The following is a 12761-nucleotide window of genomic DNA, read 5'->3' as shown; positions in this document are numbered from 1 at the left end:
TCACCCCCCGAGCTTGCCGACGGCGGCCTCGAGCAGGCCCCACGCTTCATCGCCATACTTGGCCTTCCACTCGCCGTAGAAGGGGGTGGAGGCCAGCGCCTTGCGGAACTGCTCGCGGTCCACGTCGATGAAGGTGATGCCCTTGGCGGTGAGGTCCGCGCGCAGGCTCTGGTTGAGCGAGGCGATGTCGGCGCGCTGGTCGACCGCAGACTTGTCCAGTTCGCGGGTGACGACGGCGCGGACGTCCTCCGGCAGCGTGCCCCAGGCGCGGCGGTTGCCGAGGATGACGTAGCCGTCCCACACGTGGCCGGTCATGGAGCAGGACTTCTGCACCTCGTAGAGACGGGTGGAAGCGATGATGGCGAGCGGGTTCTCCTGGCCCTCGACCACCTTGGTCTGGAGCGCGGAATAAAGCTCGTTGAAGTTGATGGGCGTGGCACCGGCGTTCAGCGACTTGAACACCGAGGTCAGCATGGGCGCGGGCGGGACGCGGATCTTGAAGCCGTTCAGATCCTGCGGGGTGCGGATCTCGCGGGTGGACGAGGTGATCTGGCGGAAGCCGTTGTCCCAGAACTTGGCGGGAGCGACGAGGCCGGTCTTCTCGATCTGCGTCCGGATGTACTTGCCGAGATCGCCGTCCACCGCCTTCCACACGGTCGCGTAGTCCGGGAAGGCGAAGCCGGTGTTGACGATGCCCGAGACGGGAACCAGCGTCGCGAGGATCGAGGTGGAGAGGTTGAAGAACTCCACGCCGCCCGAGCGCACCTGGGCGAGCAGGTCGGTGTCGGAGCCGAGCTGGTTTGCCGGGAACAGCTTGATCTCGACGCGGCCGGAGGTCGCCTCGCGGATGCGGTCCAGGGCTTCCTGCGCGCGCTTGTTCACCGGGTGGGTGGGGTCCTGGCCGGTGGCGTACTTGTAGGTGAATTCGGCGGCCTCGCCCCGACGGGTGAGGATGCTGAACAGCGGCAGCGCGGCGCCTGCGGCCAGCACATGACGGCGGGTCAGGCCGGTTTTGGTCGGTGTCATGGTGTTTTCTCCCTAGTGTGCCGCTTTCGGCGGCTTGGTCGTTTGGAAAGAGGGGACTAGGCCCGGCCCTGGAGGGCGCGGTAGGCGTCGATGACCTTGCTGTCGTCCTTTGTGCCCTTGCCCTGGCCGGAGACGGCGAGGAACATCTGGTGGGCGGTTGCGGCCAGTGGCAGCGCGGTCTTCGCACCGGCACCGGCTTCCAGCACGATGCCGAGATCCTTCACGAAGATGTCCACCGCGCTGGTCACGCGCGGTTCGCTCTCCAGCATGCGCGGGCCGCGGTCCCGCAGCATCCAGCTGGAGGCGGCGGAGCCGGAGACGATGTCGAGCATGGCGTTCATGTCGAGGCCGAGCGTCTCGGCCAGCGACAGGGCCTCGCCGGCGACCGCCAGATGCACGCCGCACAGGAGCTGGTTCACCGCCTTGGCGGTGGCGCCCTGCCCGGCCTTGTCGCCCAGCAGGACGACCTTGGAGCCCATGGCGTCCAGCACCGGCTTCACCTGCGTGAACAGGTCGGACGGTGCCGCCACCATGATGGTGAGGCTGCCCGCCTCGGCCCCGACCACACCGCCCGAGACGGGGGCGTCGACGAGGCGGCGGCCTTCGGCCTCCACACGTCTGGCAAGGGCCGCGACGGCGGCCGGCGGGCAGGTGGCCATCAGGATGACCGTGCCGCCTTCAGGCAGATGCGCCAATGCGCCCGCGCCGAACAGGATGTCCTCGGCCTGGGTGGCATTCACCACCATCAGCACCGCGGCATCCTGGCCGGCGAAGGCGTCTGCGAGGCTGGCCGCGGCCGCGCCCCCGGCGGCGGCGAGCTTCGCCCCGGCTTCGGGCCGGATGTCGAAACCCGTCACGGCGAAGCCGGCGCGGGCGAGGTTGACCGCCATCGGCAGGCCCATGGAGCCGAGCCCCACAAAGCCGATCTTCTTCATCTTTTCCTCCCGCTCGGCCCGCCCCTCTTGCCGGGGGCTGGAGCCGTATGGATGACTTGAACCCTTCGACTACTTGAGCCAGCCCTTCACCTGCGCGCAGAGCGCGTCGGTGGAGATGCCGTAGCGATCGTGCAGGGTCGGCAGCGCGCCGGCCGCCAGGAATTCGTCGGGCAGGCCGATCATGCGGAACGCGGGGTGGACACCCGCGCGCATCAGGAGCCCCGCCACCGCCTCGCCGAGGCCGCCGATGACGGTGTGGTTCTCAACCACCACCACGAGGCGGCCGGGCTTGGCGCAGGCCTCCAGGATGGTCGCGGTGTCGAGCGGCTTGATGGTGGGCACATGCAGCACGCCCACGTCCACGCGGTCCGCCTCGAGCGCCTTGGCAGCTTCCAGCGCGCGCATGGTCATGATGCCGGACGAGACGAACAGCACCTCGTAGCCGTCGCGCAGCATCTTCGCCTTGCCCAGCTCGAAGGTGTAGCCGTACTCGTCGAGCACGAGCGGCACCTGGCCGCGCAGCAGGCGCATGTAGACCGGGCCCTTGTGGGCGACGATGGCCGGCACCGCCTGCTCGATCTCATGCGCGTCGCACGGGTCGATCACGGTCATGTTCGGGATGGCGCGCATGAGCGCCAAATCCTCGGCCGCCTGATGCGAGGGGCCGTAGCCGGAGGTGAGGCCCGGCAGGGCGCAGACGATCTTCACGTTGCGGTCTTCTTCCGCGATCGTCTGGTGGATGAAGTCATAGGCCCGGCGCGAGGCGAACACCGCATAGGTGGTGGCGAAGGGTGTGAAGCCTTCCGCCGCAAGGCCGGAGGCCGCGCCGAACAGGAGCTGCTCGGCCATGCCCATCTGGTAGTAGCGATCCGGGAAGGCCTGCTGGAAGATGTGCAGGTCCGTATACTTGCCGAGATCCGCCGTCATGCCGACGATGGAGGGATCGTTCTGTGCGGCCGTCACCAGCGCGTGGCCGAAGGGGGCCGGCTTGGTGCGCTGCCCTTCGCCCGCGATGGACGCGATCATGGCGGAGGTGGTCAGGCGCGGCTTGGCGGGGGCGTCCGTCTTGGCGGCGGGAGCGGGGTGAGCCGAAGCGGGTTTCATGCGGGCTTCCTCTCGTCGAGGGCGGCCAGGGCCAGCTGCCACTCATGGGCATCCACACGGATGAAATGGTTCTTGTCGCGCGCCTCGAGGAAGGGGATACCCTTGCCCATGAGCGTGTCGGCGATGATCATGCTGGGCCGGCCGCCATTGGCGGTCTTGGCGGCATCGAAGGCGGCGCGCACGGCGTCGAGGTCGTTGCCGTCCACCCGCTGAACGAACCAGTTGAAGGCCGCGAGTTTCTCCGGCAGCGGCTCGAAGCCGAGCATGGAGGTGGAGGGGCCGTCCGCCTGCTGGTTGTTCACGTCGACGATGGCGATGAGGTTGTCGAGCTTGTAGTGGGCGGCCGACATGATGGCCTCCCACACCGAGCCCTCGTCCAGCTCGCCGTCGGAGAACAGGGTGTAGACCCGGCTGTCCGAACCCTTGCGCTTGAGGCCGAGACACTTGCCCACCGCGATTGACAGGCCGAGACCGAGCGAGCCGCCGGACATTTCCATGCCCGGAGTGTAGGCCGCCATGCCCGACATGGGCAGGCGGCTGTCGTCGAAGCCGTAGGTCTCCAGCTCGTCCTCGGGGACGATGCCGGCCTCGATCAGCGCCGCATAGAGCGCGATCGCATAATGGCCGTTGGAGAGCAGGAAGCGGTCGCGCCCCTCCCATTCGGGGTTCTGGGGCTCGTAGCGCATGGCGTGGAAATAGGCGGTGGCCAGCACATCGGCGATGTCGAGGGCCTGGGCGATATAGCCCTGCCCCTGCACCTCGCCCATGCGGATGGCATGACGCCGGATGTTCCAGGCGCGCCGCTCCAGCGAGACGTTTGAAGGTGAAATGGTCATGTCCCTGTTCCTGTAGAGGAGCGCCCGCGCCGGGACGGCCCCGATCGCCCTGCGACCAGCCGTCCCCAACGCGCCGTGGCGGACCGGGATTGGAGCATTTTCAAGCGAAGCGGTTTCCGGTTCGCGTGAAGAAAAGGCGTAGCGCCAAAAGCCTAGGGTATTTCCGGCGGACCTGAGTTCGCCGGGAATGCCTTAGTGGATCAGCATGCCGCCGTTGACGTCGATCACCGCGCCGGTGACGTAGGCGGACAGGTCGCTGGCGAGGAAGAGATAGATGCCGGCCACGTCGCTCGCATCGCCGAGGCGGTTGAGCGGGATGCCCTTCAGGATGTCCTTGCGCATCTCGTCGGTCAGCTTGCCGCCGGTGATGTCGGTCTGGATCAGGCCGGGGGTGACGCAGTTCACGCGGATGCCGTCCACGCCGAACTCGCGGGCCATCGCCTTGGCGAGGCCGAGCACGCCCGCCTTCGCGGACGAATAATGCGGGCCACCGAAGATGCCGCCGCCGCGCTGCGCGGACACCGACGACATGCAGGCGATGGAGCCGGACTTGCGCTCACGCATGTGCGGGATGAACACCTGGCTGAGGAACAGGACGCCCTTGCAGTTGATGTCCTGGATGCGGTCCCAGCTCGCCTCGTCGATGTCGAGGGTCTTCACCGGCTGGGTCACGCCGGCGTTGTTGACGAGGATGTCCACATGGCCGAACGCCGCGATCACCGCATCGGCGGCCGCCTGGCACGAAGCCTTGTTGGCGACGTCGCAGCCGACGCCGATGTGCTGGGGGCCGAGCTCGGCGGCGGCGGCCTTGGCGGCGGCCTCGTCGATGTCGAGAATGGCGATGCGCGCGCCATGGGCGGCGAACAGCTTCGCCGTGGCAAGACCAATGCCGCGGGCGCTGGCGGCGCCGGAAATGGCGGCGGTCTTGTTCTGAAGCAACATGGTTTCCTCCACGAGGGGCCTCTTTTTGTATGAATGATACTGGCTCCTCTTTCCCCGGCTGAAAAACGCAAAAATTGCGCGAATGGATGAACCATGTTCATCTAAAGCCGTGGGCCGTCCGGACTGCCGTGGCGGCCGCTGTCATGAGGGCTCATCATGAAGCGCCTTCCCCTGTCCGCCTTGCAGGCTTTCGAGTCGGCCGCGCGCCGCGGCTCGTTCCGCGTCGCCGGGGAGGAGCTGGGCATCTCGCCCAGCGCCATCAGCCACGCCGTGCGCAAGCTGGAGGACCTGATGGGCGCCGCCCTGTTCGAGCGGGAAGGCCGGGCGGTGCGGCTCAATCCCGCCGGCGAGGCGCTGATGCGCCATGTGGCGGCGGGATTCGACGAGATGCGGCAGGGCATCGAGATGGTCGGCGCCCGCTCGGTGAACCTGCTGCGCCTGCATTGCGCGCCGTCACTGGCGGCGCAATGGCTGCTCCCCCGGTTGCGCACGCTGCTGGCCAAGCAGCCGGGGTTGGAGGTGCGGCTCGCGGCGGGCGTGGACTACCCGCGCTTCGAGCATGACGAGTTCGACGCCGACATCTGCTACGGCCCGCCGCGGCAGGAAGGGCTGATCGTGGTGCCCCTCGGCGAGGAGACGGTGACGCCCCTGTGCGCGCCGGAAATGGCCGCCCGCATTTCAGGACCGCTGGACCTGCTCGAACACGACCTCATCGAGAGCGACAACAAGCGCGTGCGCTGGAACCACTGGTTCGAATCCAACGGCGTGGCCCCGCCTGGCCCGCGCGGCTCGCGCTTCGACCGCTCCTTCATGGCCATCGCCGCGGCGGTGGACGGGCTCGGGATCGCGCTTGAATCCACCCGCCTTGCCGAGCGCGAGATCGCGCGCGGGCAATTGGTGGCGCCGCTCGCCGGCAAGGCGAACGACGTCATTTATGTCGGCCACTATCTGGTCTTCCCCCGCGCCGCGAAAGCACGTCGGGCGGTGCGCATGTTCGCCAGCTGGATCACGCAGGAACTCGATTTGCCCACGCCCCGCATCTGAGAGCGCAGGCGACGGCAACCGTGGCGTCGGGCGATGTCCGGACATCGCCCGAACATCGCTTCGCAACACAGATTCGAGCTGTCCGACCTCAGGCAATCCTCGGGAGATGCAGCGCGAGGGTTTCTCCCCCACTGCCTTCCACTGCCGGATAGAGCACGCGGACCCGTGGATCGTGGCCGGGCACGATCATCTCCTCCCGGCCCTCTGCCAGCACGCGCGCGCCCCCCCAACCGGCGGCCATGTCGCCGAGGTTGAAGACGATCGGGAAGGGCAGGCCTTCCTGCATGTTGGCGTAGAAGTGGCTGGCATCGCTGGCGAGGACGAGGGGGCCGCGCGCGGTCTCCACACGCACCATCTGCAATCCGTCCGTGTGGCCGCCCACATGGTGGACACTGACGCCGGGCGCCACCTCCCCGTCGCCGGCGTGGAAGCGCACCCGGCCCGCATAGAGGGCGCGCACCATCTTCACCACGTCCTCCACATCGAAGGCGTGGCGCATGCAGGCCACGCACATATGCCGCCCCGTGGCGAAGCCCATCTCCCGTTCCTGCAGGTGGAAGGTGGCGTTCGGGAAGAGATCGAGGTTGCCGGCGTGGTCGTAGTGGAGGTGGGTGATGATGACGTCCCCGACGTCCGCCGGATCGCAGCCGAGATCGGCATAGGCCGTCGCGACATCGCGCAGGATGCGCCGCCCCCGCGGCGGCGTGCCGACCTTCGCAAAGCCGGTGTCCACGGCGATCAGGCGGCTGCCGCTGCGCAGAAGCCAGACGTAGAAGTCGAGCGGCATCGGCGTGTCGTGCGGGTCTCCCGCGCCGATGAAGTTCATGCCGCGCGTGCGCTGCTGGTCGCCGTAGCGCAGGGCGTAGACCTCCCACTCCATCGTTACCTCCCTGTGACCCGCTCTCGTTCAAGCCACTTGCCAGCGGTCTACCCCTCTGTATATTCGACTTCGAAAAAAGAACAGATGTTCTGTCTAGAAGAACGATAGTCGGGAGGAAGCCGGTGGACTCAGAAGACGACGTGGTGGCGCGGCTCCTCCGCCTGCCCGACCTGCTCGAACGCGCGCCGGCCCTTCAGGAGCGCGGCCGCTTCCTCTCGGTTGACTGGCTCGTGGGCATCCCCAGCCGGCCCTTTCGAGTCCGGATCGAGCAGGGACGCATCGTCCGCATGGACGAGGCGCCGAAGGTGATGGCGAACTGGCGTTTCGCCTATCGCGCGCGCCCCGAGGCGTGGATGGAGTTCTGGCAGCCCATGCCGAAGGCGGGCTGGCACGACCTTCTGGCCCTCACCAAGCGGGGAGCGGCGACGCTGGAGGGCGACCTCCACCCCTTCATCGCCAACCTTCAGTATTTCAAGGACCTTCTGGCGCTGCCGCGGGAGGTGCGGGCATGAGCACGACCGTTCCCGCGCGCATCGAGCCCCAAATCGAGCCGATGATCGGCCGCTATGTGACCTTCCCCATCGAAGGCCGGCCGCATCGCGTCTATTTCGAAGAAGCCGGCAGCGGCATCCCGCTCGTCTGCCTGCACACCGCAGGCTCGGACGGACGCCAGTGGCGCCACCTTCTGACCGATCCCGAGATCACGCAGCACTTCCGCGTCATCGCCTTCGATCTGCCGTTCCACGGCAAGTCCAATCCGCCCGAGGACTGGGACGGCACCGAATATCGCCTCACCACGGCGGCCTACACCGCCACCATCCGCGCCTTCTGCGGCGCGCTGGGTCTGGCCCGGCCGGTGGTGATGGGTTGCTCCATCGGCGGGCGCATCGTGCTCAACCTCGCCATTGATCACGCCGCGGAGTTTTCCGCGCTGATCGGCCTCGAGGCGGCGGATTTCCAGCAGCCCTGGTACGACACGGAATGGCTCAACCGGCCCGATGTCCACGGCGGCGAAGCCTGCGCGGCGCTGGTCTCCGGCCTGATGTCGCCCGACCTCCCCCCTGCGCGGCGCATGGAAACGCTGTGGCACTACAAGCAGAGCGGGCCGGGCGTGTTCAAGGGCGACCTGTATTTCTACCGCGTCGATGGCGACCTGCGTGGTCGCACCGCCGCCATCGACACCAAGGTCTGCCCGCTCTACCTGCTCACGGGCGAATACGACTATTCCTGCTCGCCCGACGACACGCTCCGCACCGCCCGCTCCATCTCCGGGGCGCAGGTGACGGTGATGGAGCGTCTCGGCCACTTCCCCATGAGCGAGAACCCCGAGCAGTTCCGCCGCTACATCGCGCCCGTGCTGGACGACGTCCGGCGGCGCGCCAGCCAACCATAACCCAAGAAAGAAAACCGAGGAGGAAACCCAGAATGAAGACAACGAAGAGGCTCGCCGCGGCCGCCCTTGGCATGGCCCTCGCCACCGCCCCCGTCGCGGTACGGGCCGCCGATGACGTGATCCGCATCGGCATCCTGAACGACCAGTCCGGCGTGTTCGCCGACAACGGCGGGCGCGGTTCCGTCATCGCCGCCAAGCTGGCGGCGGAAGACTTCGCCAACGAAGTGATCGGCCAGCGCATCGAGATCATCGATGCCGACCACCAGAACAAGGCGGACATCGCCTCCGCCACCGCCCGCAAGTGGTTCGATACCCAGGGCGTGGATCTGATCGCGGACGGCGCGGCCTCCTCGGCCGGCTTCGCGATCCTGGAGGCGGCCAAGGAGCGCAAGAAGATCTTCATCGTGAACGGCCCGGCCTCGTCGGACTTCACGGGCAAGGCCTGCTCGCCCTACTCCTTCCACTTCACCTACGACACCTACGCTCTGGCCAAGATCACCAGCCAGGCCATCACCAAGGCCGGCGGCAAGAGCTGGTATTTCATCACGGCGGACTACGCCTTCGGCCACGCGCTCCAGCGCGACGCCACCAAGTTCATCGAGGCGGCGGGGGGCAAGGTGGTCGGCCAGGCGGCCCATCCGCTCGGCACCAACGACTTCTCCTCCTTCCTCCTTCAGGCGCAGGCCTCGAAGGCGAACGTGGTGGGCCTCGCCACCTCGGGCCGCGACGTGCAGACCGCCATCAAGCAGGCGGGCGAATTCGGCATCGTCGAGGGCGGGCAGCAGCTCGCCGGCCTCCTCGTCTTCATCACCGACGTGAAGGCGCTGGGCGTGAAGGCCGCACAGGGCCTGAAGGTGACCACCTCCTTCTACTGGGACCTCACCGACGAGACCCGCGCCTGGACCAAGCGCTTCCAGGCCCAGATGGGCGGGCGTGTCCCCTCCATGATCCATGCCGGCGTCTATAGCGGCGTGAAGCACTATCTGGCGGCGGTGAAGGCGCTCGGCACCAAGGACGGCGAAAAGGTCGCCGCCAAGATGCACGAGATGAAGGTGAACGACATGTACAACAAGGATGTCGTGATCCGCGCCGATGGCCGCGTGCTGCACGACATGTACCTGATGCAGGTGAAGACGCCGGCGGAGTCGAAGTACGAGTTCGACTATTACAAGACGGTCGAGCGCTTCCCCGGCTCCGAATCCTTCCGCCCCCTGAGCGAGAGCGAGTGCCCGCTCGTCAAGCGCTGATCCGCCTTGCCGCGCCCGCGCACGACGCGGGCCGGCTCCCCTGCGAGGATCTCATGAGCCCATTGCCTTTCTTCGTCTCCGGAAAGCCCGTCACGGGCACCGGCCCCACCTTCGTCTCCCGCAACCCGGCGACCGGCGAGGTGAACTATGAACTCTCCGCCGCCTCCGCCGCCGATGTGGACGCCGCCGTCGCCTCGGCGCAGCAGGCCGTGCGGTCCGCCGCGTGGCGCAACATGCGGCCCCACGAGCGCGCCCGCATCATCGCCCGCATCGCCGATGGCATGGCCGCCAACGCCGATGAGCTTGCCGCCATCCAGATGCGCGAGAACGGCAAGGTCATCGCCGAGTGCCGCACCCAGGTGGCGAGCGCCATCGCCACCTTCCGCTATTTCGCGGCGGTCTGCGAGACGCTCGGCTCCGAGGTGACGCCGGCGCGCGGCGACTACCTGTCCATGACGGTCTATGAGCCCATGGGCGTCATCGCCGCCATCACCCCCTGGAATTCGCCGCTCACCATGGAGGCCCAGAAGGTGGCCCCGGCGCTCGCCGCCGGCAACGCCATCATCGTGAAGCCGTCCGAGGTGACGCCCACCGCCGCCATTCTCGTCGCCCGCATCGCCGCGGAAGCGGGCCTGCCCCCCGGCATCCTCAATGTGGTGACCGGCCTCGGCGGCGATACCGGCGTCGCGCTGGTGCAGCATCCGGGCGTGCGCATGGTGTCGTTCACCGGCGGCACCGGCACCGGGCGCGCCATCGGCCGCATCTGCGCCGACCGGCTCATTCCCGCCGCACTGGAACTCGGCGGCAAGTCGCCGAACATCGTGTTCGAGGACGCCGATCTCGATGCGGCGGTGGCCGGCGTCATGGGCGGCATCTTCGAAGGCTCCGGCCAGTCCTGCGTCGCCGGCTCGCGCCTGTTCGTGCAGAAGTCCGTCTACAACGCCTTCGTGGATCGCCTGAAGGCGAAGACCGAGGCGCTGGCGGTGGGAATGCCGACAGAGCCGGCCTCGAAGATGGGGCCCCTCGCCTCCTTCCCCCACCGCGACCGGGTGGAAAGCATGGTGGACATCGCCCGCAAGGAAGGCGGCGACATCATCGCCGGCGGCCGCCGGCCCGAAGCGGCCGCGCTCGCCAACGGCGCCTTCTATCTGCCCACCCTCATCGGCGGGCTGACCAATGCGGCGCGGGTGGCACAGGAAGAGATCTTCGGCCCCGTGCTGGTGATCCTGCCCTTCTCCGACGAGGCGGACCTCGTCGCCCAGGCCAACGACAGCGTCTACGGCCTCGCCTGCGGCATCTGGACGGCCGACTACCGCCGCGCCTGGCGCATCGCGCGGGCCATCGAGGCCGGCACCATCTGGATCAACACCTACAAGCAGCTCTCCGTGGCGACGCCGTTCGGCGGCTTCAAGGAAAGCGGCATCGGCCGCGAGAAGGGCATCTCGGGCGTCCGCCTCTACCAGCAGGCGAAGGGCATCTATTGGGACATGGGCAAGCTGGTGCCCGAGGAAGGCATGGGACAATGAGCGGCAGCGTCGGTTTCATCGGACTCGGCGTCATGGGCGAGCCCATGTGCCGCAACCTCGCACAGAAGAGCGGGCGGCCGGTCATCGGCTTCGACCGGGCGGACGCGCCGCTGGAGCGGCTCGCCGCTTTCGGGGTGACCCGCGCGGCCAGCCTCTCCGCGCTGTCCGAGGCGTGCGACGTGATCTTCATGGCCCTCCCGAGCGGCGCCCATGTGGAGGCCGTGACCCTCGGCGCGGACGGCCTTCTCGCCCATGCCCGCCCGGGGCAGGTGATCGTTGACCTCGGCACCTCGCCGGTGGAGCTGACGCGGGACATCGCGGCGAAGTTCGTCGCGGCCGGCGCGCACTATGCGGATGCGCCCATCGCGCGCACCCGTCAGGCGGCAGAGGAAGGCACCCTCTCCATCATGGTCGGCGCGGACCAGCCGACGTTCGACGTCGTCCGCCCGTTGCTCGCCACCTTCGCCAGCGACATCACCCATTGCGGGCCGATCGGGGCGGGGCAGATCGTCAAGATCCTCAACAACATGGTGCTGGTGGAGACGGTGGTCGCGCTGAGCGAGGCGATGGCCACGGCCACGCGCGCCGGGGTCGACGGCAAGCTGCTGTTCGAGACCCTGATGAAGGGATCGGCCGACAGCTTCGCCCTGCGCAACCATGGCATGAAGGCGGTGGTGGCGGAGACCTTCCCGGAGCGCGCCTTCTCCACCACTTATGCCCGCAAGGACATCGGCTACGCGCTGTCCCTCGCGCAGTCCGTGGGGCTGCGGCTGCAAGGCGCGGAACTCGCCGACCAGTTGCTGGAGAAGACGCAGGCCGAGGGGTTTGGCGATCTCTACTGGCCGGTGGTCAGCCGCATCGTCGCCAAGTCGAACTGAGGCCCGAGCCGGGGCCGAGACCAGACAGCTCCCCTGCGGGCCGTCTCGCACTGCAGGAAGCGTTCCAATTGCCGGCCGCTTCTGCGATCATCCATCGCCCGTTCGGCTCAGGCCGGCGGGCGTACTGGAGATGCGTGTGTCCGAGTCCAAGACCCTCAGTGCGCCTGACGGCGGCGGTGTCGCCGCCGTGGAGCGGGCGCTCACCATCGTCAGCGCGCTGGAGCGCGCGAACGGTCCCGTCAGCCTGGCGGATCTTTCCCGCCTGACGGGGTTCTACAAAAGCACCATCCTCCGCCTCATGGCCTCGCTGGAAGGCAACGGCTACGTCACGCGCCTGCGCGATGGCGGGTACGATCTCGGGCCGGCCGCCTTCCGCCTCGGCATCGCCTATGAGCGGCGCAACGGGCTGCGCGGCCATGTGATGCCGGTTCTGCAGGATCTGGTGGAGCGCGGGACCGAAAGCTCGTCCTTCCATGTCCGGCAGGATGCCGGCCACCGCCTGTGCCTGTTCCGAGTGGATTCGCGCCATGCGACCCTCGACAGGGTGGCGGCGGGCGATGTCTATCCCATACGGGTCGGCGCCGGCGGGCATGTCCTGCTGGCCTTCGATGGTGAAGCGGGGCCGCGCTACGACGCAATCCGCACCGAAGGCTTGGCGGTGTCCCTGGGCGAACGCGATCCCGCCTGCGCGGCGGTTGCCGCGCCCGTATTCGGCCCCGCAGGGCTGTTCGGCACGCTCTCCTTGTCAGGCCCACGCGAGCGTTTTTCGCCGGAGCAGGTCGCCATCATGCGCGCCGAGCTTCTGCCGCAGGCGGAGCGGCTGACACGCACGCTCGGCGGCACCTGGCCCCATTTCCAGCGTCCCACCGGAAAGGTCGAGCGCGGCGCCGCCTGAGGGACGGCGACACCGCGCCCGACACCCGCATCCCGGCCCGCGCCGAACGCGAACC

The 12761-nt window shown here is 68.2% G+C and carries 12 protein-coding genes and 1 pseudogene; 7 read left to right on the top strand and 6 right to left on the bottom strand.

The genetic code is table 11. The features are described 5' to 3' along the window. From A37E_RS0116130 to A37E_RS0116110, 5 genes and pseudogenes are all read right to left on the bottom strand, one after another. On the bottom strand, positions 1-1026 hold the full coding sequence (locus A37E_RS0116130; RefSeq protein ID WP_024280057.1) for a TRAP transporter substrate-binding protein: 1026 nt from the start codon (positions 1024-1026) through the stop codon (positions 1-3). Positions 1027-1082: 56 nt separating this feature from the next. Further along, positions 1083-1973, bottom strand: a pseudogene (locus A37E_RS0116125) (NAD(P)-dependent oxidoreductase); the annotation flags it as partial. Positions 1974-2030: 57 nt separating this feature from the next. Further along, positions 2031-3065, bottom strand: a complete 1035-nt coding sequence (locus A37E_RS0116120) for a transketolase C-terminal domain-containing protein (RefSeq protein ID WP_029557553.1) — start codon at positions 3063-3065, stop codon at positions 2031-2033. Next, complete coding sequence (locus A37E_RS0116115; RefSeq protein ID WP_024280060.1) at positions 3062-3901, bottom strand: transketolase; 840 nt, start codon at positions 3899-3901, stop codon at positions 3062-3064. Before A37E_RS0116115 ends, A37E_RS0116120 begins: the two co-directional genes overlap by 4 nt. Positions 3902-4093: 192 nt before the next feature. Then, positions 4094-4843, bottom strand: a complete 750-nt coding sequence (locus tag A37E_RS0116110) for an SDR family NAD(P)-dependent oxidoreductase (protein WP_029557552.1) — start codon at positions 4841-4843, stop codon at positions 4094-4096. 153 nt (positions 4844-4996) lie between these two features. Between A37E_RS0116110 and A37E_RS0116105 the strand changes: the two genes are divergently transcribed. After that, entirely contained in the window at positions 4997-5887 is an 891-nt protein-coding gene (locus tag A37E_RS0116105) for a LysR substrate-binding domain-containing protein (protein ID WP_156026349.1), read from the top strand. 88 nt (positions 5888-5975) lie between these two features. On the opposite strand, the gene A37E_RS0116100 is transcribed toward A37E_RS0116105, so the two are convergent. Beyond that, positions 5976-6767 carry an N-acyl homoserine lactonase family protein gene (locus A37E_RS0116100; RefSeq protein WP_029557550.1) on the bottom strand — a complete coding sequence of 264 codons (792 nt, stop codon included), beginning with the start codon at positions 6765-6767 and terminating at the stop codon, positions 5976-5978. 122 nt (positions 6768-6889) lie between these two features. Here A37E_RS0116100 and A37E_RS0116095 point away from each other — a divergent pair, with 122 nt between their 5' ends. The 6 genes from A37E_RS0116095 (at position 6890) to A37E_RS0116070 (ending at position 12706) form a co-directional block, all read left to right on the top strand. Then, entirely contained in the window at positions 6890-7279 is a 390-nt protein-coding gene (locus A37E_RS0116095) for a hypothetical protein (RefSeq protein WP_156026347.1), read from the top strand. Next, positions 7276-8160 (top strand): alpha/beta hydrolase, encoded by an 885-nt coding sequence (locus tag A37E_RS0116090; RefSeq protein WP_029557548.1) that lies wholly within the window; start codon positions 7276-7278, stop codon positions 8158-8160. The genes A37E_RS0116095 and A37E_RS0116090 overlap by 4 nt, the downstream gene beginning before the upstream one ends. A 32-nt stretch (positions 8161-8192) precedes the next feature. Continuing rightward, positions 8193-9407 (top strand): ABC transporter substrate-binding protein, encoded by a 1215-nt coding sequence (locus A37E_RS0116085; RefSeq protein ID WP_029557547.1) that lies wholly within the window; start codon positions 8193-8195, stop codon positions 9405-9407. A 53-nt stretch (positions 9408-9460) separates the two neighbouring features. After that, positions 9461-10933, top strand: coding sequence for an aldehyde dehydrogenase (locus tag A37E_RS0116080; protein WP_038193233.1), 1473 nt, complete (start codon positions 9461-9463; stop codon positions 10931-10933). After that, positions 10930-11811, top strand: coding sequence for an NAD(P)-dependent oxidoreductase (locus A37E_RS0116075; protein ID WP_024280068.1), 882 nt, complete (start codon positions 10930-10932; stop codon positions 11809-11811). Before A37E_RS0116080 ends, A37E_RS0116075 begins: the two co-directional genes overlap by 4 nt. A gap of 136 nt (positions 11812-11947) precedes the next feature. Next, positions 11948-12706 (top strand): helix-turn-helix domain-containing protein, encoded by a 759-nt coding sequence (locus A37E_RS0116070; RefSeq protein WP_245279352.1) that lies wholly within the window; start codon positions 11948-11950, stop codon positions 12704-12706. The last annotated feature ends 55 nt before the right edge of the window (positions 12707-12761 follow it).

This window comes from Xanthobacter sp. 91 (assembly GCF_000702385.1).
GTDB lineage: Bacteria > Pseudomonadota > Alphaproteobacteria > Rhizobiales > Xanthobacteraceae > Xanthobacter > Xanthobacter aminoxidans.
This window is presented reverse-complemented; position numbering and strand designations above follow the sequence as displayed.

Excerpts from the sequence above, each read along its gene's own strand:
- A37E_RS0116130 (WP_024280057.1), bottom strand. The coding sequence starts at position 1,026 with ATGACACCGACCAAAACCGGCCTGACCCGCCGTCATGTGCTGGCCGCA.
- A37E_RS0116120 (WP_029557553.1), bottom strand. The coding sequence starts at position 3,065 with ATGAAACCCGCTTCGGCTCACCCCGCTCCCGCCGCCAAGACGGACGCC.
- A37E_RS0116115 (WP_024280060.1), bottom strand. The coding sequence starts at position 3,901 with ATGACCATTTCACCTTCAAACGTCTCGCTGGAGCGGCGCGCCTGGAAC.
- A37E_RS0116110 (WP_029557552.1), bottom strand. The coding sequence starts at position 4,843 with ATGTTGCTTCAGAACAAGACCGCCGCCATTTCCGGCGCCGCCAGCGCC.
- A37E_RS0116100 (WP_029557550.1), bottom strand. The coding sequence starts at position 6,767 with ATGGAGTGGGAGGTCTACGCCCTGCGCTACGGCGACCAGCAGCGCACG.
- A37E_RS0116090 (WP_029557548.1), top strand. The coding sequence starts at position 7,276 with ATGAGCACGACCGTTCCCGCGCGCATCGAGCCCCAAATCGAGCCGATG.
- A37E_RS0116085 (WP_029557547.1), top strand. The coding sequence starts at position 8,193 with ATGAAGACAACGAAGAGGCTCGCCGCGGCCGCCCTTGGCATGGCCCTC.
- A37E_RS0116080 (WP_038193233.1), top strand. The coding sequence starts at position 9,461 with ATGAGCCCATTGCCTTTCTTCGTCTCCGGAAAGCCCGTCACGGGCACC.
- A37E_RS0116075 (WP_024280068.1), top strand. The coding sequence starts at position 10,930 with ATGAGCGGCAGCGTCGGTTTCATCGGACTCGGCGTCATGGGCGAGCCC.